This is a genomic window from Bartonella sp. AP58NXGY (genome assembly GCF_042195785.1).
Classification (GTDB): domain Bacteria; phylum Pseudomonadota; class Alphaproteobacteria; order Rhizobiales; family Rhizobiaceae; genus Bartonella.
Genome location: NZ_JBHIOY010000001.1, coordinates 147,620 through 171,832, shown reverse-complemented (window position 1 = coordinate 171,832; position 24,213 = coordinate 147,620). Strand labels below are relative to the sequence as shown.

Below are 24,213 nucleotides of genomic sequence, written 5' to 3'. Positions count from 1 at the left end.
TTTTTTCAGAATGGTCTTTCAAAGTGCACGCTTTTCACATAAAATAGAACGTCAAAAACAAAATATTGTTCTTGTTATGTATTCACGCGTTGCTAGATTTAACAGTCTCAATATTCCCAAAACTCTCTTATGACGGTACCCATGAAGAGTATAATAATCATTTCTCTATGAAGGGTATAAAATACATTATGCTCTTAAGGTACAAAGCGGCACCATCATACTCTTTTCCAGTTCCAATGTAACAATAATTCTTGCATTGAGAGGGGGCATGAGAGGTATTTTATATCTTTTTAAAAGTTCTTTTATCCATACGACCGCCTCCGTTTATGACATTTCAACAAACGATTTTAAGTGATTCAACATGAATAGGTTAAAATAAGAAAGCTTTATGATATTTAGTTTTTTTACTTATGTCATAAAATGATAAATTATCATTATAAATCAATATATTGCCTTAATAAAAGGAAAAGCATAAAATTTTATATTATGCTTTTTGGGGCTCACAAGTTTTGTTTGATTTAAAGTTAAGGAGCATTATTTTTGTGTGATGTGTGCTATGGTTTTTTGGGAAAGCATTTTGTGTAAATGTGTCATAAAGGCGGCGGCAAAAAGCGGTGTTGCTAGATTAATAATAGGAATCGAAACAAAAATCGCTATCAATAATCCTGCGCCAAAAACTGTTGTGTAATGAGTATGTAAAAAAACACGCGCATTTTGCTCTGTTCGAAAACGGTAAGCAGCAAACAAGAAATATTCATGACCAAGCAAATAACCATTAATAACATAAAAAGCAATCAAATTAACCCCGGGTATGAAGAATAAAATAAAAGCAATTCCATTCCCAAGAAGGCTTAAAATAACAAATTTAAAGGAAATAATAAGAGAACGCCTAAATGACAGAGCTTGTCCAATAGGCTCGTTTGGATAATCCTCCTTTTCAATGATTTCAGCAGCAGAATCAATGAAAAAACCACCAATCATAGCTGTGATGGGTGCAATCAAAAAAGCCAATAAAAGAGCCAACCCAAGATTAAAGATGATAAGCATGCTAAAACCAATCCATCCCGCCCAACTAGGGAGTCCAGGAAGAAATTGAGCAATCCAAGGCCAAAAATAAGACACAAAAAGTTGGTGCACACATAACCATAGAATGGCGAGCACGAAAAAAGTAACACCCAATGCTTTTAGTATCATAATGCTGTATTGCGAGGTCAGAAGGCGTTGTAAAGCACGATAGGCAGCAGTAAAAATCATAGATTAGTAAATTAAGGAAAGAAGCAAAAAAAACAAGAAATATATTTATTGTATGATTTTTTCTTTCTTTGAATTACAAGCTCTATTTTCAATAACATTATAAAAAAACGGCTAAGGTTTCTTCATTTAAAATAAATTTTGAATAAATAAAAGTTTTGACTTTTAAAAACCAATAAGAATTTAAGAGGAAGTTATTGTAGAAGAACTTTCTAAATATTTTTGTACAGAGTTTAGATGATTGCGCTTATATGATATATAGAAAAAATTAAGGGAGTAGAGTTATTAGGGAGGGGATTTTTTTGCTTTCATTTATCTAGTAGAGCTGTTTAAGTTTGTTTATCTGCGTCCTTACTTATTTTTCAACATCTCTAATGTTTTGTAATTTTCTACCATTTGGCTGCATGCCTTTGATTCTCGATTCTATTCAAAACAATATTGAGGTTAATGGAATAAGGGTAACATAGTCGTTCTGAAGATATTCTTGTTTTGGGCGATGGAATGATTCATGGGATATAGCAATAAGGAAGAAAAGAAGCTTCAATGATTTACTGTCCATATTCCATGGCAGAGCAGTTTATTGGGGAGAAAAAAGAAAGATGTCACTAATGATTAAAAATGGTGAGATTTTTAATTTTAAGAGCGATCAATGCAATAAAGTAAGAATTCATTGAGGCATTTTTTCATACAAGAGGTGCATTGTATCAAATAATTTTTAGGTAATAACACCATTAATTTATGAAGAGAATTGATCATTTTCAACTTGAATAAGAATCCAAAATATAGAAATATTCTTTAATTTCAAAGACTCTATTCAACATCAAAAAATTATTTACTTGCACATTATAGGCGAGACCAATGTATGGATACAAAGCTTTCGATAAAGGAATAAAAATGCTTCTCATGAAACATCACAATGTGAGGATATCATGGATAAAATTCTAGTTTTTGTGGTCTTGGTATTCTGGAGAGAGGACACAGACATTTCATCTTAAAGACTGATCATTGAGGAAAATAATAAAAGCGTTAATTTCATAAACTTATAGACAGTGGTACAATGAATTTTGTCTACACTCTTTATGAGCGTCAGCATGAAGTATGCTTAAAATTGCATTGAGATATTATAATATATTGATTTATACATTATTTTCATAGTGAATAAGAGCTCCAAATAAATTTGCCATATTTTCTTATTAGCTGCTCTCATCATGAAACAATCAAAATCATTTATTCGTATATCATAAATAGGACCAATATGGGGATAAAAACATTGAAGAGAGAAAATGCTTTTTATAAATTTTATCCAGTGCAAGAGCTTTCTCAAAATTGATGGTAGGCAAAGTGAATGATAGCTTGTTTTTTTATAAGCTGGCGAGACAGTGGTGCAATAGATCCTGCTTTTATGAAGGCTAGGGTGAGATAGGATTTTTTAAAAAACATTTCCCAACGCTCATCACACCCATTTCGCAACAGCGTTTGTGAATGGTCTATGGGTAAAGCTCTCGTGAATAATATAAAACTTATAGGGCATCACTAACTTTACGCTTAATAAAAAGAGCACGCTGGCACCATCATCCTCAGTGTTGTCTGAGACAAGCTCTTGGTTCTTGAGACGGTCCATTATAAGCGTTTTTAGTTCTTTCTTAAACGTTTTGTATTCATACAGTTATCCTTGTTTACAACGTGTAAGAAAATGATTTTTATTGATTCAACATGAGAGAGATTGGAAATGAGAGAATCTTACGATGTCTGGGATTCTAATAATATGAACAATGCTAGGTTATCATTATAAATCAAAATATTATATACTAATCGAGATAGATAGACACCTATCGTCAGTTCTATTTTATAGGTTTTTTAATATCAACGCGTTTGAAGAGTTATTATTTGAAATGGGGTATATTTTCCTCATGAGGAGTAGGTGTTTGGGGGGCAAAAAACGATACAATCACGTTTGCTAATTTTTGCGCTACGTGTTGTTTACTCATATGTTGCCATTGTTCAACTTTTTCTCTACTCACAAGATAAACTTGATTTGTATCAGAACCCATGACACTTGTACCATCTACTTGAAGAGAAATATCATTAGCAAGAATGAAATCAGCTCCTTTTTCAACACATTTCTTTTGCGCATTAGCAATAATATCGCATGTTTCAGCAGCAAAACCAATGACCAATGAGGGGCGATTTGGAGCGTGTCCAATCGTTGCTAAAATGTCAGGATTTTCAACCATGTGAAGGGATGGTGGTGTTTTATGAGCATCCTTTTTAATTTTGTGTAAAGATTGGGTTTGACTACGCCAGTCACAAACAGCGGCAACAAAGATGGCACCATCAGCAGGCAATGCGGTTTGAACGGCTTTTAACATCTGTTGTGCTGTTTCAACATGAATTGTTTTTACTTCTTGTGGGTCTGCAAGATGAACAGGTCCACAAATAAGTGTTACTTTTGCACCCAAATGTGCAAGAGCGGTTGCAATGGCATGACCTTGTTTACCTGAGGACCGATTAGCAAGATAACGTACTGGATCAATTGGTTCATGGGTAGGGCCAGAGGTAACAATGAAATGGCGGCCAAAGAGAGGTTTTTCATGCACATTCAAAAGATTCTCTATAGCAGCGACAATGGTTAAAGGTTCGCTCATACGTCCATATCCAATCTCGTCACGTTCAGCCATCTTTCCGATTTCTGGTCCGATGATATGAACGCCATCTGCGTGCAATTGTGCAACATTACGAATAGTTGCTGGATGCACCCACATGGCTGGATTCATGGCGGGTGCAATCAAGAGTGGACAGCGTGCTGCTAAAAGGACACAATCAGCCAGATCATCTCCTATGCCATGGGCTATTTTTGCAATGCGGTTGGCTGTAGCAGGAGCTAAAATAATCAGGTCAGCATCACGTGCTAATCGGATATGTCCGATATCATGTTCTTCTTCGCGTGAAAATAAATCAGTATATACAGTACCACCGCTTAAAGCTTCAGCGGCTAAAGGCGTAATAAATTTTTGCGCTGCTTTTGTCATCACAACTTTTAAATGTGCTCCACGTTCTTGTAAACGGCGAATCAAATCAAGGGCTTTATAGGATGCAATACTTCCACCAATAATAAGAAGAAGTGATTTTGATTTCAATGATTGCAATTCAACAGCACTGGCATGAAGGGGTTGTGTGGTGAGAGGAATGGGATTGCTTAAAAGGCGTCGGACTTCTTCTTCCATAGAAATACCATTTTGCGCGGCGCGTATGCGTAAAGCTTCTTTGGTTTCAGGAGACAGGTTACGAATGGTAATACTGGCCATAAAATACCTCCAAGAAATAAAATGATTGCAATGATTTCATTGTTGATATTTTTAGCATATTAAGGAGATTAGAAAAGATGAAAAAAGTAAAAAGTAAGACAAGCGCAACAAAGTGCAATGATAAAAAGACTATAACGACCATAACGGTTTCTATGACTTTGTTCCACAGCAAGTTGTTTGAGGGTAGCAGGAGAAAGATTAAAACCTGTTTTTCTCATTTGATTGAAATCTTCTTCTATTCGTTGGAAATTTTGAACCAATTGTGGTGTTTTGCGTGCCAGTGAAAGGAGAGCTTGTGCTCCTTCACTAAAGTCTTTTGCAATGCCTACGGGTCCTAAATTTTTACCAATCCATTCTTTGACAATGGGTTCAGAAGCTTTCCACATATTAAAAGTGGGGTCTAATGTGCGGGCAACACCTTCCACGACAACCATCGTTTTTTGCAGCAATAAAAGTTCAGGTCGCGTTTGCATGTCAAATAATTCAGTGACTTCAAACAATAAAGTGAGCAATTTAGCCATGGAAATGCTTTGTGCTGATTGTCCGTGAATTGGTTCGCCAATAGCGCGGTTGGCTTGCGCAAAGCTTTCAATATTATGGTGTGAAGGAACATAGCCTGCCTCAAAATGGGCACGTGCAACTCGATGGTAATCGCGGGTAATAAAGCCGTAAAGAATTTCAGCAAGGAAATGCTTTTCTTTTTTGCCAAGCCTTCCTGTAATGCCTAGATCAACAGCGACAATACATCCTTTTTCATCTACAAATAAATTACCAGGATGCATATCGGCGTGAAAAAAACCATCACGCAATGTATGGCGAAGAAAAGACTGAATAAGCGTAATAGCGAGCGCCTTCAAATCAAATCCTGCTTCTTTGAGTTTGGAAGTTTCGGATATTCTTATACCATCAATCCATTCCATTGTAAGAACATTACGTCCTGTCCGTTCCCAGTCAATACGTGGAACCCGAAAGCCTGTATCATGTTGAATATTTTCAGCCATTTCAGATATAGCTGCTGCTTCTAAGCGTAAATCCATTTCAAGCCGTGTTGTTTGTGCTAAAGTATCCACTACACAAACAGGACGAAGCCTTCGAGAGGCAGGGATATAGCGCTCTTGTAAATGAGCAATGAGATAGAATCCTCTAAGATCTTTAGAAAAACGTGCTCTGATATTGGGACGAATAACTTTTACAGCACATTTTTTCTTATGGCCAGTTTCATCACTGTATTCAGCTGGATGAACTTGAGCAATAGAAGCGGCGGCAATGGGGGGATAAAAATTTACGAATAAATCATCAATAGAGCGACCAAGAGAACTTTCAATTTGAGCAATAGCGGCGGTGCAAGAAAATGTTTGGACGCGATCTTGTAGTTGTGACAAATCTTCCGCAATATCACGGCCGACAATATCAGGCCTTGTTGCAAGAAATTGACCAAGTTTTATGTAAGAGGGTCCAAGCTTATTAATGGCATATGAAATATTTTCAGATCGCTGTTTCTTTTTTGTTTTGCGTCGTGCTAATGCACGCGCTATACGATGACATAGTGCTGGAAATCCTTGAAGATCATCATGAGGAAGAGCACTTAAAACACCTTCACGTGTTAAAACCCATCCTGCACGCATCAATTGAAAGTAAGGGGAAATTTGCACCATTTTTAAATTTTCCAACCTGAATGCAGCGCTGCAATCGCACCGGTGAGATTGCGGTACGATACCCGCGAAAACCCCGCATGCTTGATCATATGGGCAAAATCATCTTGCTTAGGAAATTTGCGGATAGATTCAACCAAATAACGATAAGCATCACCATCATTTGCGATAAATTGACCCAGCTTAGGGATAGCATGGAAAGACCAAAGATCATAAATTTTATCCAACCAAGGCATCTCAACATTTGAAAATTCTAAACATAAGAAACGTCCACCGGGCTTTAAAACACGAAAAGCTTCTCTAAGAGCTTGATCAATATGAGGAACATTGCGAATTCCAAAAGCAATCGTGTAAGCGTCAAAGCTTTGATCTTCAAAAGGTAGATTTTCTGCATTGGCTTCAACAAAATCAATCAGAGGGGAAAGACCATTTTTTTGTGCGCGTTTTTTACCAACGCTGAGCATTGAGCCATTAATATCAAGCACTGTAGCATGGGCTTTTTGGCGTGAAGCATTAAGAATACGAAAAGCAATATCACCTGTACCGCCAGCAACATCAAGAACTTTCCAATGGGAAAGTGCTGGTGGGGAAAGCCATGCAATCATGGAATTTTTCCACACACGATGTAGCCCCAATGATAGGATATCATTCATCTTGTCATAATTTTCAGCAACAGAATGAAATACACCATCCACCATGGATTGTTTTTGTGTTTCATTAATTCTTTTAAAACCAAAAGAGCGCTCCATGCCACCTTTGGCTCCTACACGTTCTGTTTCAGCTGTCATATGGATGACCTTTCTTATTTTTCTTTTATCGTAAATGAAAGAGAGAGGGAATGTTCAAATACGAAAAAATAACGTGTAAAACTGCGATGTTTATACAGCCAAAAACAGAAGAGTACCTTTAGATATCAAGATTAGCAACGCTTAAGGCATTGTCTTGAATAAAAATACGTCTAGGTTCAACTTCATCACCCATGAGACGAGAAAAGAGTGAATCTGCATCAGTTGCATCATTAATTTTTACTTGTAAAAGAGAACGTGCATTGGGATCAAGAGTTGTTTCCCAAAGTTGTTCAGCATTCATTTCCCCAAGACCTTTATAACGTTGAAGAGTAACACCTTTTTTACCGCTTGTAAAAATGCTCTCTAAAAGGCTCATAGGACCAAAAATACGCTCTGTTTTATCTTTGCGACGTAAAAGAACAGGAGGATGATATATGTCGATAAAATTTTGGGCAATGCGATCAATTTGACGTGCATCGGTTGAGTTTATAAGTCCTGCATCGAGCGTAATAACATCTTTAACGCCACGCAAAATGCGTTCAAAACATAAACTTCCATCTGCTGTATATTGTCCACTCCAACCTTGCTCCATATCATCAGCAATCAGATTAAGGCGGTGTGCTACAGAATCTACTATTTTTTGCGCTTTTTCTGGTGTTGCAAGGGCTTCGAGATTAAAAGCACCAACAATTGCTGCTTGCTCAACAATATTGCGATCATAACGGGTATGAAGACCATTTAAAAGTTGACGTAATATACGAGCATCTTTAGCGAGTTGATACAAATCAGCTCCTGCACGAACTTCTCCCGTTGAAAGCTCAAGTGTTGTTTCTTCTAATCCAGTATCGATCAAGAATTCTTCAAACGCTGCTTCATTTTTAATATATTGGGAAGATTTTCCACGCGATACTTTATAAAGAGGAGGCTGAGCAATATAAAGATGTCCACGTTCAATCAACTCGGGCATTTGTCTAAAAAAGAAAGTGAGCAGCAGAGTACGAATATGGGCTCCATCAACGTCCGCATCCGTCATGATAATAATCTTATGATAACGTAATTTATCCGGTGAAAATTCATCTTTACCGATAGAAGTTCCAAGAGCTGTAATAAGTGTTCCAATCATATCAGATGAGAGCATGCGGTCGAAACGTGCTCGTTCAACATTGAGGATTTTACCACGAAGGGGTAAAATTGCTTGATTTTGACGTGAGCGCCCACTTTTTGCTGAACCGCCAGCCGAATCCCCCTCGACAATAAAGATTTCTGATTTTGCAGGATCTCGTTCTTGGCAATCGGCAAGCTTTCCTGGTAGAGAAGTGATATCAAGCGCTCCTTTTCGCCTTGTGAGTTCACGTGCTTTGCGTGCTGCTTCACGTGCTGTTGCAGCTTCTACCACTTTACTAATGAGAAGCTTTGCTTCATTAGGATGTTCTTCCAGCCATATCGAAAGCCCTTCATTGACCAAACTTTCAACAATAGGGCGCACTTCAGAAGAAACCAATTTGTCCTTTGTTTGTGAAGAAAATTTAGGATCAGGAACTTTGACAGAAAGAATAGCTGTTAATCCTTCACGGCAGTCGTCACCAGTTAGGTTCACTTTTTCTTTTTTGGCAATACCTGAAGATTCAGCGTAGCCATTAATTTGTCGCGTAAGAGCACTTCTAAAACCTATCAAATGGGTTCCACCGTCACGCTGAGGAATATTATTGGTAAAACACAAGACCTTTTCATGGTAGGAATCATTCCACCATAGGGCAACATCAACGCTCATACCATCTTTTTCACTTGCAATGTAAATAGGCGTGTCTAGGAGCGCTTTTTTTGATTGATCAATATATTTAACAAACTCTATTAATCCGCCTTCATAATGCAATTCAACTGATTGAATGTCAGCATGACGCTCGTCAACAAGAAGAATATGAACCCCAGAATTTAGAAAGGCCAATTCCCGTAAACGACGCTCTAAAGTTTCAAAATCAAACTCAACCATAGTAAAGGTTTCAGAACTTGGTAAAAATCTAATTTCTGTTCCACTTTCTTGATCACAATCTCCAACAACTTTTAATGGAGCATCGGCCACCCCATGGGTAAATGATATTTCATAAATTTTACCATTCCGTCTGATTTGTAATTTAAGCCAAACAGAGAGTGCATTCACAACAGAGACACCAACACCGTGTAATCCACCTGAAACTTTATAAGAGTTTTGATCAAATTTCCCGCCGGCATGAAGCTGTGTCATGATAACTTCAGCGGCAGAAATACCTTCTGTTGGATGGATATCTGTTGGAATTCCACGTCCATTATCACGAACAGAACAAGAACCATCAGCATGGAGTGTGACGTTTACAAGAGTAGCATGACCGGCTAAAGCTTCATCGATAGCATTGTCTACAACTTCATAGACCATATGGTGTAAACCCGATCCATCATCAGTGTCACCGATATACATCCCAGGACGTTTGCGTACAGCATCAAGACCTTTGAGAACTTTGATAGAAGCGGCATCATAGTCATGGCTTTGTGCCGGTGAGGTTATTTCATCACTCATAAGTTAGTCCATTCCTGTGTTCAATTTCAATATTTTATCCGCTTTTTTAAAGCTCAATGTTCTGATCAGTTATTTATGGAATAACCACATTAAACATTTACCGTATATCAGATCTAGATTCAATATCTGTCGATATATAATGAAAAGAATGATGAAATGATATGACACCATTATACAGTAAAATACCGTCATTTAGGGTGATAATATAAGACAAGTAAGCACCTCTTTGGTATATTTAAGTATTTTTACAGTGCGTGGTGAATATTCAGGGCAGGGCTTGAAAGCCTTCAGTCTAAGTGAATCACTATGGGAAGATTAAAGAAATTAAAAGCGTAATTTATCGAGAGAAGCCGACTGTTTACAGAACAACGTTGGTACGAATCCTTTTCCTTTAAAATTTGGGGACGAGGTCAATTATGCTTTACGTAAACTTTAAACGTAAATTTTAAAATTATGTGAAGAGTGATATTATTGTCTATTTTTGCATATGCATAATATTTCAAAATTAGTTGTACATCTTTATGTTACACTAACGAGACTTTTACTTTCTTACCTATAAATCAATCTTCAATCTTAATGAAGTTAATATTACGCGTTCTCTAAGTTTTTTAACTTTTTGTATGTTAAATTGAGGTGAGAATATTGTGTATATTTGTTTGTATTATTCCTGTCCATGGAGGTTACATTTCTTATTCAAAATAAAACGCCATTGTGTGGCTTATTCACGCACTTTTTTTAAGAAGCATTTTCAATGTATTTTAAAAAAATATATGAAAATTTTTAACAGTTTTAGAAAAGTGCAAGAATTTTATTGATTAAGCGCCAGATATTTTGGTGAAGTGCATTAGATAATAGCTAAGAAGAGTTACATCTTAGCTTTAAAATGGGGGAGAGATTTTGAAAATAAGAAAACCTATATGTGTAAAACAACTTCAATTGCGTTTACGGTACTTTTTACTCAATAATTTATACAATATTTTTATTCGTATTTTATTTGTAGCAGGGGGCTTTCTATTTTTCTCTTATGCAGAAGCTGAAATAACTGGAAACTTGCCTTCTTTTTTTGATTCGCATGAATATTTGATACAACCTGATACAACGGATATTGTTCGTTTGCGTTTTGTAACAACTTTTGATTTTCCTCCTTTTAATTTTCTTGATCAAACGGGCCATCTTGCAGGTTATAATATCGATTTATTGCGTGCTATTTGCTCAAAATTAGAATTAGAGAAGTTTTGTGAAGTAGAAGTTGTTCCTTGGAAAGAGCTTGTAGAGCATGTTAAAAATGGTAGTGCAGAAGTCATTATTGCAGGTTTAAAAAAAACAAATAAAACCCAGCAAGATCTTATTTTTACAAAGCCATATTTGCGTTTTCCAGCGCGATTTGTTGCTACTCGACGTTTAAATCTCGACGAGCCAATAAGCGATCAATTGGTACATTTAACCAGTGGTGTTTTATCTAAAAGTGTTCACGAAAATCTCTTTCATCACTATTTTCCTGAAGCCAAAGGACAAGAATTTAAAGACAGGACGGAGCTCTATAAAGCGTTACAGGAGCGTAAAATTGATCTTATTTTTGATGATGGATTTGCTTTATCTTTATGGCTAAACGATTCAAAAACTGCGAATTGCTGTCATTTTGTTGGGGGGGCATATATGGCGCCACAGTTATTGGGGCAAGGAATGCAGCTTGCTGTTACAAAAAAGAATGAAAAATTGGTTGATATACTCAATTATGCGCTGAAATCTCTAGAAGAGGATGGTAAACTTACAGAACTTTATTTGCGTTATTTTCCAATAAGTTTTTATTGATGAATAGTTTTTTAATTAAGGGTTGTTAATCTTTCTGTACCTAGTCGATAGGAAATAGCTTCTGCGAGATGCTGGCGTGCAAGATTATCTGATCCGTCAAGATCAGCAATTGTGCGTGCAACTTTGAGAATACGATGATAAGCACGTGCGGAAAGGTGCATTTTTTCACTTACATCGCGTAAGAGTATGGCTGCACTTTTATCAGGAATGGCAATTTGTTCTATAATTTTGGCAGGGCAATCGCCATTGGTACGAATATGATCAAATCCCAATTTTCTAAAACGCTTAGACTGAATGGTACGGCACCGTGCGACGCGTTTGGCAACATCGCAGCTTTTTTCTGATTGTTCTGGTTGCATAAGGTCCATAGCCGTCAAAGCAGGGACATCAATCCGTAAATCAATTCGGTCGAGCAGAGGACCAGAAATACGGGACTGATAATCGATTTGACAGCGTATTCCTTTAGAGCAAACATGGCCTTTTTCGCCTGCCATACCACAACGGCAAGGATTCATTGCGGCAATGAGTTGGAAGCGAGCAGGATAGCTGATATGATGATTAGCCCTAGCGATAACCGATTCCCCACTTTCTAAAGGTTGACGAAGAGAATCAAGAACTTGCGGAGAAAATTCAGGCAATTCATCAAGAAATAACACACCATTATGGGCAAGAGAGATCTCTCCCGGTCGTCCTTTAAGTCCTCCACCAATCATTGCGGCCATGGAAGCGGAATGATGTGGGGAACGAAAGGGGCAATGAAGTGAAATACTATTATGAACCGTTTCTCCTGTAATAGAAGCAATCAGACAGACATCTAAAAGCTCACGGCTATCAAGAGGTGGTAAAATGGAAGGTAAGCGTTGAGCTAACATGGATTTTCCAGCACCAGGAGGACCTACAAACAAGAGGTTATGGCGTCCAGCAGCACAAACTTCTAAGGCACGTTTGGCTGTTTTCTGTCCTTTTATTTCGCAAAGATCTGGAAGTTCAGTTTCAATAGTATATTGGCGCGGTTGTGGACGTTTTTGAATTTGCGTCCCTTTAAAATGATTAACTATAGTGAGCAGAGTCTCTGGGGCAAGAATATTTATTTCTGCATTTGCCCATGCTGCCTCAGGTCCACATTGAAAGGGACAAATCAGTCCTTTATCGAGTGATAAAGCTGTCATGGCGGCTGGTAAAACACCATTAACAGCGGTAAGTGAACCATCCAATGATAATTCTCCTAAAATAACATAGTCTTGTGCTACTTCAGGAGGGAGGATTCCCATAGCAATCATTAAGCCTACGGCAATTGGCAAATCATAATGTGATCCCTCTTTAGGTAAATCAGCTGGTGCAAGATTAATCGTAATTCGTTTGGTAGGCATAGAAAGTCCACAAGCATGGAGGGCTGCTTGTACACGTTCTCGGCTTTCTGCTACTGCCTTATCGGCTAATCCAACAATAGCCATTCCTATTTTACCGGATGAAATCATAACCTGTACATCGACAGGAACGGCTTCTAGACCGCGAAAAGCAACAGTTGTAATATGTGCGATCATTGAGTTGTTTCCCCCCTTTAGATTTAGGAAAGACAATCATATCTATACATAAAAATCAAGAAGCATTTCTATGGTTTTTTTTATGGAGAAATCTATATACATACGCAGGTTTTTGTAGCGTTTTCATGGTAAGTCATTTGTACAAATTTAACCATGATAATATGTTGTGCAATAAAACAGTTATAAACATTTATAATAAGCTAAATAAATGTGTTAGGAAAAAGGAATGAGGCTGTTCGTGTTACGCAACAGTGCAGAATTTTGTGAAGATATAAGGGGTGGGTTACGTTATGTATCGCAGAGCGTTCTTTGATGTGATAAAACGTGTAAAATATGCAAAGTAATTATATTTACCTTTCTTATTTGTATATTATTTAAAGCGTAGTAGATGCAAAGTGTATTAAAGGTATCTGATTTTATGGTATACCAGACAAGAATTTTATTAAAATCAGGAACTGTGCGCTGTGTATTTATGGGCTTGTGTTTTGCTTTTGCTTTTCCACAGCCACTTGCGGCGTTTGATTTTTTGGGTCTCTCTCTTTTTGGTCAAAAGAAAACAAATTCTCCTTCAAATAATGTCAAAAGTACAGAGCGATTTTATAAAGTTGATGTTGTTGCTCCGCCAGGGGCACCATTAGAAGGTGTAAAAATAGTTAAATCTGTCTCTTCTCTTGTTGCTGATAAAGAAAAATCATCTGCTAGTTCTTCTGGTTTGTTAGCCAAAGCGCGTTCAGATTATCGGGTAATTCTTTCTGCTCTTTATGCTGATGGACGCTACGGTGGTGTTATTAGTATTAAAATTAATGGTTTAGAAGTTGCTGATTTAAGTCCGGTAACTCAACTTCCAGCACAATCTAATATTGTTATTACGATTAATGCTGGTCCACAATATGTTTTTAGTATTGCAAATATTGATAAAGTTGCTCCGTTTGCAAAACATCAAAAGCATAAAATACCCACAATTGAAGAATTGGACTATAAAGTTGGAGCTATTGCCAAATCTGAAACTATTTTGAAAGCAGAAAAATGGGCGGTAGAAGGATGGCGCCAACAAGGTTATCCTAAAGCTAAAGTTATAAAGAGAGAGATTGTGGCTGACCATGCTGCGTTGCGTGTAGAAGGACGGATTATTGTTGATCCTGGACAAAAGGCTTATTATGGTCCTTTAAGTGTGCGCAATATCAGTAATAAACCACGTGTAGATTCAGCTTATATCGCATGGATGACAGGATTGAAACCAGGACAGCAATACGATTCTGATGCATTAACCAAGGCTAGTGAGCGTCTTGCGCGCCTTGGTATTTTTCGTGCTATCAATATACGTGAGGCTGATACAATTAATCCTGATGGACGTTTACCACTTACGCTTGTTGTACAAGAACGCAAACCGCGTCGTTTTGGTATAGGTGGCGGCTACTCAACATTAGATGGTGCTGGTTTTGAGGCTTATTGGATGCATAACAATCTTTTTGGTCATGCAGAAGTCCTTAAAGTTGAGACGAAAATAAGTGGTGTTGGTAGAGATAAAAAGCAGTCATATAATTTTAAAAATTTTGATTATCTTTTGGGTGGCACATTTATAAAGCCTGGTGTATTTACTCCTAATACGGACTTCAGATCAGAATTAAAAATACAGCAAGATATTCTAGAAAATTATACGACAAAAGCGATAAAAGGGAAATTAGGTATTACGCATATTTTCAATGGTAATCTATCGGGACAGGCTGCTGTAGAAGTTTCGAATAGTTATTCACGTGATATCTATTTTGGGAACCGTAATTTTACAACAATTGGGTTTCCTAGTGGTTTGATTTACGATAGTCGTAATAATAAGCTCAATGCAACAAAAGGTTTGTATGGTGAAGTTCTGATTGAGCCTTTTTATGAAATGCGTTTTAGCAATTTTGTGACAAAAATAACGGCAGAAGGTCGTTCTTATTGGGCGTTAGATGAAGGTGGTCGTTTTGTTTTTGCTGCGCGGGCAAAGCTTGGGACCATTCTTGGGAATGAGACAGCACAGGTTCCTGCGGATACGCTTTTTTTTGCTGGTGGTGGAGGCTCTATTCGTGGTTATGCTTATCGTAATATTGGTATCAAAACAGAAAATGATGCTATTGTTGGTGGAAGGTCACTTATTGAGGGATCGGCAGAATTGCGTGTTTCTTTAAATGATAAGATAGGATTTGTCAGTTTTCTTGATGGAGGTCTCGCAGGGAAAAAGGCGAATTTTGATTTTTCTCAAAAAATTAAATGGGGAGCTGGTATAGGAGGTCGTTATATGACGGGTCTTGGTCCTTTACGCGTTGATTTAGCCTTTCCTTTAAAGAGAGAGCAGGGCGATCCTCGCATTGGTTTTTATGTGGGTATAGGACAAGCATTTTAATGAAAAAAGGTGTACGTTTATCAGTTTTCTTCTTTGGATTTTTGTGTTTTGTGGTGGGGAGTTTTGTTTTTGCGCAAAGAGGAGGAAATCTTTTCTCTAACGAGATGAAAACAGATGATCACTCATGGTTTGTTTCTTTAATTGAACGCAAGCTTTCAGCACCTAATTGTCAAGTTCGTTTACACAATATGCAAGGGACTCTGTCTTCTCAAACGTCCATTGATGCTATTACTATCAGTGATAAAAAAGGAGTTTGGCTTAAAATTACCAATGCTAAAATGGATTGGAATCGTCTAGCGTTGCTGAGAGGGCGGCTGGATATTAATCAACTTTCGGCAGAACAAGTTACGTTTTTACGCAAACCGCAAGGCAATTCTTCTCTTGTTTCTTCCCTTGAGATGGGTAAGTTTTCTCTCCCAAAATTGCCGCTTGCTCTTTCTATCAATACGCTTACAGCTCAACATATAACGTTTGAACAGAATCTTTTTGGTTTTTCTGCTGATATGTCTTTAGAAGGCAATGTCACTTTAGATAGTGGTGATTTTAATGTTGATATAGAGACACATCGTTTAGATGCACCTGGTTCTTTTTCTATTCTAACGAAGATATCTGATAGCAATCGTACAGCCAAAATTGATATTTCTGCTAATGAGCCACAAAATGGCATTTTAGCGAATGTTTTCAACATTGAAAAACACCCAGCATTAAATCTCGCCATTAAAGGTGAAGGTACTTTTGATGATTTGGTTGTTAGACTTTCGTTGGAGGCTGATCATTCTTCTGTTTTAGAGGGCAATATTATTTTTGCAAATATTGCAGAAGGACATAGTTTGTCTACGAAACTAGTGGGCAAACTGAACCCTTTAATGCCTTCTCAATATCGTGACATCTTTGAGTCTGATGTAACGTTGAAAGCACAAGCAAGAAGGACAAGAGAAGGTGTGATGCATCTTGATCAGATGGTTATTCAGAGCAAGGAAATGAATGTTTTAGCCAATGCTGAAATAACAGCTGATGGATTTTTGCGGCGGCTTTTTGTTGATGGAAAAATGGCTCTTGAGAAAGAAAAAGGATTTGTTCATTTACCAGTATCAGAGGCACATAAGCATGCGAAGAATATTTCTTTGAACATTGACTATGGTCGTGAAGGGCAACAATCTTGGAATGGGCAGCTCCTTGTACGTCATTTAAGCAATAAAAATATTTATATTCATGATGCGATTTTTGATATGGGGGGAGTGAGTGAAAATCTTGATAATGCAGCTTCTCGTCATGTTGGTATTCAGATTAATGGTAAGCTTCAAGGGATTAAAAAGATTAAGGGGTCATTAGTAGAAAATTTAAGCCAAGTGGTTCATGTGCATCTAGATACGGATATTGTTTCTAGAAAACCAATTTTGATTCATGATTTTAGTATGACGTCTCAGGGTTTTTCTTCTTGGTTAAAAGGGACGATGGAGCATTTTATTTTTAAAGGCGATCTTGGTTTAAAAGCTCAAACATTAGCTCCTTTGGAAGTATTCAGTAAGCAATCGTTCTCTGGTAGTGCAGATATTAAAGCCAAAGGAACTATCGGTTTATTGAGTGGCATTTTTGATCTCAAATTATCAGGAATGGCTAACAATATGCAAATAGGTGTGCAGCCTTTTGATCGTTTATTCAAAAATAATATCACTCTTTCAGGTGAAGCTGCTCGAAATACGAAGGGTTTTATTTTGCGTCATTTAAATTTGAAAAATCAATATGCAAACATAAAGGCTGATGGTTATTTTTCAGATGAAAGTGCTAAAATGGACTTATCTGCTCAAGTATTTGATCTAGCTCAATTAGATCCGAAGATAAGTGGTGCACTTACAATTCAAGGTACGGCGAGGGGGCGCAATAGCCATATAAAACTCAATACACGTGCTCATGTGACTGAAGCACTCTTTGTGGGGAAGAAACTTCAAAACACAACACTTAACATAGAGGCACTTATGGATAATACAGCACCGATTACTTCTTTAACAGGAGTTGTAAAAGGTGAAGGAACTTTTGCTAAAAAGCCTTTGTATTTATCTGCTTCTTTTCAAAATTCTCAGAAGATGAGAAAACTTAGAGATATCGATATTAGAGGGGGAAATGCAAAAATAACCGGTGATCTTTCTCAACAACTTGGAGGTTTTGTGAAAGGAGCGTTGCATATTGATGCCGATGATATTTCAGTGCTTTCAGCGTTATTTTTGCAGGATGGTAGTGGAAAAGTAAAAGGAGATTTTATTTTTGATGAACGAAATGGCAGACAAACAACCAATGTGAAGGCATCTGTTAACCATTTGAGTTTTGCCAAGAATAAAATAAAAAAATTGGCAATAGATGCTGACATATTCGATCCTTTTGGCATGACTCAGTTTGAAGGATTTATCAATGCAGAACATATTCAAACACCTTTGGTAATGGTCAATCGTTTAAATGCTCACGCTGATAGGAATAATGGACAAACGGTTTTTACTGTCCAGGCGATGTTGCATGATACTCTCAATGCACGGTTTTCTGGTCGTTTAATGATTGAGGAAATTGCAGACAGTATAAAACGAGAAGTGCAAATTGAAACTGTGGACTTAAAACAACATACTTTTCATGCAACATTGCCGAAGCCATCCATAATTGCTTTTGATAAAGATGGAATGACAATCAATGAATTAGGAATTGCAATAAATGGAGGCAACATCATCCTTGCAGGGAATATTCAAGATACTCTGAATTTGCAACTTACAATGAATGCACTTCCTGCTACTTTAGTCAATCTGTGGAAATCCGATCTCGGAGCAGCAGGGAGTGTAACAGGACAGGTTATGATTCGTGGTCATTTAAAAAAACCTGATATAACTTACGATATAAAAGGTGAAGGACTGACAACCGTTGCTTTTCAAGATAAAAAAATTATGCCTTTTTCTCTCTCTGCTACGGGAAAAACCGTAGATCAAAACCTTACTTTGAATGCAAATTTAATAGGAGAAGGAGTGCAAGCACAAGCACAAGGACGTGTATCTTTAGATCAAGCCAAGCTTGATCTTCATATTAATTTACAAAATGTATCTGCGCGCTTGGCGAATAGTTTTATTACAGGACAAGCGTTTGATGGGGCGGTGATAGGCACGGTTGATATTGGTGGAACAATAAAGGGTCCATCTGCTCATTTCGAGCTTTCTGGCCAAAGTTTGACCACTATGACGCCTAAAGGACCGATGTCAGTCAATATAAATGCTCGTGGTTCTTACAAAAAATCGACATTTCATATCGAGAATATGGTAGCTACTGGAGATAAAGGGTTAGATCTCTCCATCAATGGTCCTGTTTCTGTCAATGGTTTAGAGGCAAAACTAAACATTAAAGGGATAATGCCTCTTGATTTTATTAATCTCTTACTAGCGAAGCGTGGTGCATATATAACGGGTACAGCAAGAATTGATACAGCTCTTAATGGTGCGTTATCAAAGCCACAATTGATAGGAAATATTTCTATAGGCGACGGGAGCTTTTTTGATTCACAAACCAATGTAGGATTGAATAATGTAACACTTGAAGGCAAATTAAAAGGCGATCATATTCTTATAGAGAAAGCTTCAGCTTCTTCGTTTGATGGGGGGGGGATTTCTGCTTCAGGTCGTATCTCTAATGATCTAGAGGCAGATTTGATCTTTCATCTTGATAATGCCAACTATAATGATGGTTCTATGATTCTTGCAACATTGTCAGGTAAGATGACAATGACAGGTCATTTTTTGAGTGATCTTGTTATTGGTGGTGATATTATCGTTGAAAAAGCTGAAATTCTGGTTCCTGATCATTTTAAAAGTGCTAAGTTTCTTGATGTCAGAAATAAGAATTTAACCAAATCGATTCAAACAACACTTGAGCGTGCTGATGTTAAGAACGCGACCAAAAGCCGTGTTGTCACGCAAGAATCTTCATCTGTTGTGCTATCAAATATGCGCGTTACAGCACGCAATCAATTTTTTGTACGCGGAAAAGGGTTAGATGCTGAACTGGGAGGACGCATTAATTTAGCGGGCCCATTGAATGATGTACATCCAGTTGGTGAATTTAGAATGATTCGTGGACGTTTTGATATTCTTTCGCAACGTCTTAATTTTGATCAAGGACAAGCGAGTTTTAGTGGTAATCTTAATCCTACGGTTTATTTTGTAACCAACAATACCAGTGGTGATATTCGCGTCACTGTAACTGTAAGTGGGACAATTGATAATCTTGATATTAATTTTTCTTCACAACCGAATTTGCCACAGGATGAGATTTTAGCACGTTTGATTTTTAATCGCTCTCTTAATGAACTATCACCATTTCAGATTGCTCAACTTGCGGCAGCAGCAGCTGATCTTGCGGGTGCTTCTAATACATCTTTGTTGAATACTTTACGAACTAAAATTGGGCTTGATGATCTTGATGTTATGGTTAATGAAAAGGGTAAGACAGGTTTACGTATTGGACGCTACATACACAATAATATTTATTTAGGCTTTGAAGCAGGTTCTGATGGAACGACGAAAGGGACAATTAATTTGGATATTTCGCGTCATCTCAAAGCTAAAGGAGCCATAGGAAGTGAACAAAATTCTAGTATTGGTCTCTTTTATGAAAAAGACTATTAAAGATTAAATTTTCAAAAAACCAATTTCTTCGTTTTTTGTCTCTCATTTCTAAGTCTGAGGAAGGAAGCATAGGCTAGAAATCCTCTCAAAGAAGAGGGTTTTTATTGAGGCGTGAAGAGAACTATCTGAAATATTTGTTTTTTTGTTTATGACATTTTTCTAAAGAGACAAAATCTTCACGAAGGACTGTATATTATCCTATTATGCCGTAAAACACCGTTGTTTAGAGCGGTGATATAAGACATAAAAAGCTTTACATATTAAGTGTTTTCTAGATATCGTGATTAGTATTCAGGGCAGAGCTTATCTGTCGCGCTTTATAAAGTAAACCGTGTGAGTGGTCAGCAGGTAGGACACGCAGAAAGAAGCTAGACTGTTGACAGCCCGATGGCTGGTTGGAATCTCTATCCTTTGAGGTGTGGGAAGGGGAGGATAATTTACTATTGTATACTTATTTTAGAGAAATACCTTACTTGAGTTTTCAACTTCATTTCATGCTATTTTTTGAAGTGTATAATGTAGAATTCATAGAGTGCCAATTTTATTTCCAAAAGCATTTAAAACAATATTTTTTAAGTAATGAAACTTACTATTTCACATTTTTGTTGATTATGTTCTTTAATAAGATCACTTTTCCTATAACGAATAGCCTCCCAAACGGAACACTCCAAAATATAATACTATTGTGTTGCGAGTTTATGTGCTTGTTTTAAAGAAGCATTTCTCAGTGTGCGCTTGAGCCTATTTCATAAGATTGCTTGTGAAATGGTATAAAATACCTCTTATGAATGGTATAAAATCCATACTACCGTTATTAATAAAGGTATAAGTATTTATTAAAGATATAAGCCGGCATTATTATCTATTTTTTAGCTTGTCATGTTGACGATAACCTTTGCACTTGAAAGCATAGAGGTATTTTTATTGCTGATCTTAAGAGTTTTTATGAACACGCTAATGTCTCTTATGGCGTACAACAAGTGCTTTGGATTGATTCATCCTCAATATAAAGAAGATTTGCAATAAGCAAATTACATCGTATTTTTTATTTGAGATGTAAAATAATAAATTATGATTATAAATAAGTGTTAAGATGTATGTCGACAGATATTTTTTGTAAAAATATTTATCAGAGTTATATGTCGTATTTTTCTATTTTAGCGGTTAAAAGAAAGAGGAATGCCATTTTGCTTTTCATCTGTTTTTTTGCATATTGAATCATAGCCTTATATAAGCATTAACGTTGTGCATTTATAAACTCTTCAAGCAGTTAAGGTATTGGAGGAATATCATTTTAGTTTCTAGATGTAGAAAAAACAGCAAAGCTTGCTTTAAAGCAAGCTACAACAGTAAAAAAGTTTTATAAAATCCTCTCTTATTTTTTCAATATTTTTCTTTTACATGGAGTGTATCTATAATTTGCAGCACAATTTATAATTGTTAGCTTATCCTGCTGTGCCATAAAAGATCATCATTTGAGGGTGTGGTAAAAGGTATGGAAGCCTCTTTGACCAAATGTTTTGAAAGCCTGTGGTGAATATTTAAGGTAGAGCTTGTTTGTTGAGCCTTGTATAGTGAATCGCATACGTCGTTATCAAGTGAAACGAACTCGATAAGAATCTGGATTATTTACAAATCAAATTGAGTAGGAATCTTTGTCCTTTAAGGTGTGTGGAGGAAAACATTGTCAGTACAAGGATTAAACACGAAAAAAGTGATCTCAATTCATCATCATAATCTGCAGGCAATTTTTTCAAAATTTGATGTTTCTCTCTTTGAGGATTCATAATACTTACGAATGTTTCATCATTTGTTTGAGTAAAGGAGAGGATTTTTGTTCTCAAGTTTCATTGTTAAAATTAATTGCATTCAACAAAATAGGAGGTAGAATTTCTAGTTTTCATCTAAATGCAAGAAGTTTATTCTTAATACAGCATCACTTCTTTGCCAATCCTTGATTGAGGGAATCCTTTTCTTTGGTAACATTTCTGTTCTACAAATGGAGTGTTATCTTCTATCAATTTCTTATTTCAAATTTTATGTAAGTATCTAGAAATTATGACGTGTGTTTTTTGAATTGAATATTATGAAGTTTTTTATAAAATCCATGTTCTTTTGCGAGCAATTCTTTCTGAGTACCTTGTTCAATTAGTTGTCCATTTTGTATGACCACAATTTTATGAGCACGAGCAATCGTTGAAAGGCGATGAGCAATAATGATCGTTGTGCGTCCTTTAGTAAGGTGGTGAATGGCTTCATTAATTTGTGCTTCGGTGTGTGAATCGAGCGCACTCGTTGCTTCATCAAGAATCAGAATTTCACTATCGTGAATCATTGCTCTAGCAATAGCAAGTCGTTGCTTTTGCCCCCCTGAAAGAGTACAGCCATTATCACCTATCTGTGTATCATAACCATTTGGCAAACTCATAATAAAGTCATGAGCATTTGCTGCTTTTGCTGCTTCGATAATTTCGTCATCACTAGCTCCTTCTTTTCCAAGCCCGATATTATATTTAACAGTTCCTTGAAAGAGAAAAGTATCCTGTCCTACATAGGCCATCAGGTTTCTCAGAGAGCGAAATGTTGTGTAGCGAATGTCTTGATCATTAATCAATATGCGTCCTTTTGTGGGGTCATAGAGGCGCATAATAAGGTTGATAAGGGTTGACTTTCCCGAACCGGATGGTCCCACCAAGGCTGTCATTTTGCCAGCTTCTATTTCTAGGTTGATGTCTTTTAATACTATTTTGTTATCAGTGTAGGCAAAAGAAACATGTTCGAAACGAATAGCTCCTTGCGTTTTATTCAGATCTTTAGCGTCTTTATGTTCTATAACGGTAAGGGGACGATCAAGTATTTCAAACATCGTACGGATATTGACCAAACCAGATTCAATTTTAACGCGTACATTTGCTAGTCTTTTTGCAGGCTCATAAGCTAAAAGTAAAGCAACAATAAAAGACATAAATTCACCTTGAACACCTGCGCGTTGAGTTGCAAGGTAACCGGAAAAACAGATAATACCAGCAATGGCGACACCCGTGAGTGTTTCCATAATCGGATTGGTAATAGCTTCGAGTGTTGCAATATGATTTGTTTGTTTTTCAACATCACAAATGGCTTTATCCATTCTTTTTTTCATGACTTCTTCTAGTGAAAAGGCCTTAATAACTCGAATGCCAACAGCCGTTTCCTGTACGATTTTGATAATTTCACCAAGTGAAAAGAGCTCTTTTTCCATAAGGTTGCGAATTCGTTTTAAAGCCATTCGAACGCCTAAAAAAGCTAGTGGTCCTACGAGTAAAGTAATGGAGATTAACACAAAGTTTTGAATGAACATGACAAGCAACAGACCACTAACGGAAAGCAAATCACGTACAAAAGTTGTGATAATAGTATCCATGATATTACGTACGGCTGTAGCATTGTGAGTTACACGAACAAGAAGATCAGATGAAGTGTTATTATGATAAAAAGAGACTCCTTGTTCCATAAGTCGTGCAAAAATTTTGCGTTGTTGTTCAGCAATGATACTATTGCCTGCTTTATTCAGAAAATAAGTTTGGGCAAAAGTTGCAACTCCTTTGAGAATAAAAATAAAAGCAATGAAGCTAGAAATCAAAACAATCATAGGAAAATTTTGTGCATCAATAATCTGATTAACAACATCCCGCATAATCCATGCACTGGTTGCTGTGGTACAAGAAATGATGATCATTGAGAAGATAGCCGCACTGTACCAACGCATATGTTTACGAAAATTTTCTCGCAAAAGGCGGATAATAAGATGTTTGTCAAAAGAGGAAATTTGTTTTTTAGCCATGAAGAGCTTCTATATTCTCTCATTATTTTATGCAAGATTGAAACACTCTTAATTAAAAAGCCCCTTAATCTTTTTTACAAAAATAGCTTTCTCTTTCAAGGTTCATCACATCAATTTCACAACGGTGAGAGTGAAGAATGTAGTGCAAAGTTTCTGTGAAAGGTATAACGAAAATTCGTTGTTCATCATTATTTTTAGTTTTCAATAAAAGGTACCGGCGAGTTTCACTATTGTATTTACCAATTTCCATATTGTGATAGCCTTTGGCACTTGAAATGGTTCACAAAACATTTCTGCTTTTTTAATAATTTTATGTATCATCTCCATTTGTGATGTGTAAGCAAACAATTTTGCCGCATTGCATGATAAGAGAGCTTAAAATAAGAAGACCTTACGATGTTTGAGTTTTCTCATTTAATATGCAAAATAACGAATTCTTCTTATAAATTGAT

The 24,213-nt window shown here is 36.8% G+C and carries 10 protein-coding genes; 3 read left to right on the top strand and 7 right to left on the bottom strand.

Annotated features, from left to right (window positions below; translation table 11 throughout):
- Nucleotides 1-534: 534 nt before the first annotated feature.
- The 5 genes from ACFINC_RS00595 to gyrB all read right to left on the bottom strand — a co-directional run bounded on the left by ACFINC_RS00595 (nucleotide 535) and on the right by gyrB (nucleotide 9,547).
- Nucleotides 535-1,254 carry a sulfate transporter family protein gene (locus tag ACFINC_RS00595; RefSeq protein ID WP_375615640.1) on the bottom strand — a complete coding sequence of 240 codons (720 nt, stop codon included), beginning with the start codon at nucleotides 1,252-1,254 and terminating at the stop codon, nucleotides 535-537.
- 1,880 nt (nucleotides 1,255-3,134) lie between these two features.
- Nucleotides 3,135-4,556: a bifunctional phosphopantothenoylcysteine decarboxylase/phosphopantothenate--cysteine ligase CoaBC gene (coaBC, locus tag ACFINC_RS00590; protein WP_375615639.1), complete on the bottom strand. Its 1,422-nt coding sequence runs from the start codon at nucleotides 4,554-4,556 to the stop codon at nucleotides 3,135-3,137.
- Nucleotides 4,557-4,624: 68 nt separating this feature from the next.
- A complete protein-coding gene (gene ubiB, locus ACFINC_RS00585; RefSeq protein ID WP_375615638.1) occupies nucleotides 4,625-6,211 on the bottom strand; it encodes a 2-polyprenylphenol 6-hydroxylase in 1,587 nt (528 codons plus the stop codon).
- Between the two features lie 2 nt (nucleotides 6,212-6,213).
- Nucleotides 6,214-6,996 (bottom strand): bifunctional demethylmenaquinone methyltransferase/2-methoxy-6-polyprenyl-1,4-benzoquinol methylase UbiE, encoded by a 783-nt coding sequence (ubiE, locus tag ACFINC_RS00580; RefSeq protein WP_375615637.1) that lies wholly within the window; start codon nucleotides 6,994-6,996, stop codon nucleotides 6,214-6,216.
- Nucleotides 6,997-7,114: 118 nt separating this feature from the next.
- Complete coding sequence (gene gyrB, locus ACFINC_RS00575; protein ID WP_375615636.1) at nucleotides 7,115-9,547, bottom strand: DNA topoisomerase (ATP-hydrolyzing) subunit B; 2,433 nt, start codon at nucleotides 9,545-9,547, stop codon at nucleotides 7,115-7,117.
- Between the two features lie 897 nt (nucleotides 9,548-10,444).
- Here gyrB and ACFINC_RS00570 point away from each other — a divergent pair.
- Nucleotides 10,445-11,359, top strand: coding sequence for a transporter substrate-binding domain-containing protein (locus tag ACFINC_RS00570; protein WP_375615635.1), 915 nt, complete (start codon nucleotides 10,445-10,447; stop codon nucleotides 11,357-11,359).
- A gap of 11 nt (nucleotides 11,360-11,370) precedes the next feature.
- On the opposite strand, the gene ACFINC_RS00565 is transcribed toward ACFINC_RS00570, so the two are convergent.
- Nucleotides 11,371-12,903, bottom strand: a complete 1,533-nt coding sequence (locus ACFINC_RS00565) for a YifB family Mg chelatase-like AAA ATPase (protein WP_375615634.1) — start codon at nucleotides 12,901-12,903, stop codon at nucleotides 11,371-11,373.
- 418 nt (nucleotides 12,904-13,321) lie between these two features.
- Here ACFINC_RS00565 and ACFINC_RS00560 point away from each other — a divergent pair, with 418 nt between their 5' ends.
- On the top strand, nucleotides 13,322-15,286 hold the full coding sequence (locus ACFINC_RS00560; RefSeq protein ID WP_375615754.1) for an autotransporter assembly complex family protein: 1,965 nt from the start codon (nucleotides 13,322-13,324) through the stop codon (nucleotides 15,284-15,286).
- A complete protein-coding gene (locus ACFINC_RS00555) occupies nucleotides 15,286-19,938 on the top strand; it encodes a translocation/assembly module TamB domain-containing protein (RefSeq protein ID WP_375615633.1) in 4,653 nt (1,550 codons plus the stop codon). Before ACFINC_RS00560 ends, ACFINC_RS00555 begins: the two co-directional genes overlap by 1 nt.
- A gap of 2,056 nt (nucleotides 19,939-21,994) precedes the next feature.
- On the opposite strand, the gene ACFINC_RS00550 is transcribed toward ACFINC_RS00555, so the two are convergent.
- Nucleotides 21,995-23,761 (bottom strand): ABC transporter ATP-binding protein, encoded by a 1,767-nt coding sequence (locus tag ACFINC_RS00550; protein WP_375615632.1) that lies wholly within the window; start codon nucleotides 23,759-23,761, stop codon nucleotides 21,995-21,997.
- Nucleotides 23,762-24,213: the final 452 nt, after the last annotated feature.

Coding starts and splice junctions, on each gene's coding strand:
- ACFINC_RS00595 (WP_375615640.1), bottom strand. CDS start 1,254: ATGATTTTTACTGCTGCCTATCGTGCTTTACAACGCCTTCTGACCTCG.
- coaBC (WP_375615639.1), bottom strand. CDS start 4,556: ATGGCCAGTATTACCATTCGTAACCTGTCTCCTGAAACCAAAGAAGCT.
- ubiB (WP_375615638.1), bottom strand. CDS start 6,211: ATGGTGCAAATTTCCCCTTACTTTCAATTGATGCGTGCAGGATGGGTT.
- ubiE (WP_375615637.1), bottom strand. CDS start 6,996: ATGACAGCTGAAACAGAACGTGTAGGAGCCAAAGGTGGCATGGAGCGC.
- gyrB (WP_375615636.1), bottom strand. CDS start 9,547: ATGAGTGATGAAATAACCTCACCGGCACAAAGCCATGACTATGATGCC.
- ACFINC_RS00565 (WP_375615634.1), bottom strand. CDS start 12,903: ATGATCGCACATATTACAACTGTTGCTTTTCGCGGTCTAGAAGCCGTT.
- ACFINC_RS00560 (WP_375615754.1), top strand. CDS start 13,322: ATGGTATACCAGACAAGAATTTTATTAAAATCAGGAACTGTGCGCTGT.
- ACFINC_RS00555 (WP_375615633.1), top strand. CDS start 15,286: ATGAAAAAAGGTGTACGTTTATCAGTTTTCTTCTTTGGATTTTTGTGT.
- ACFINC_RS00550 (WP_375615632.1), bottom strand. CDS start 23,761: ATGGCTAAAAAACAAATTTCCTCTTTTGACAAACATCTTATTATCCGC.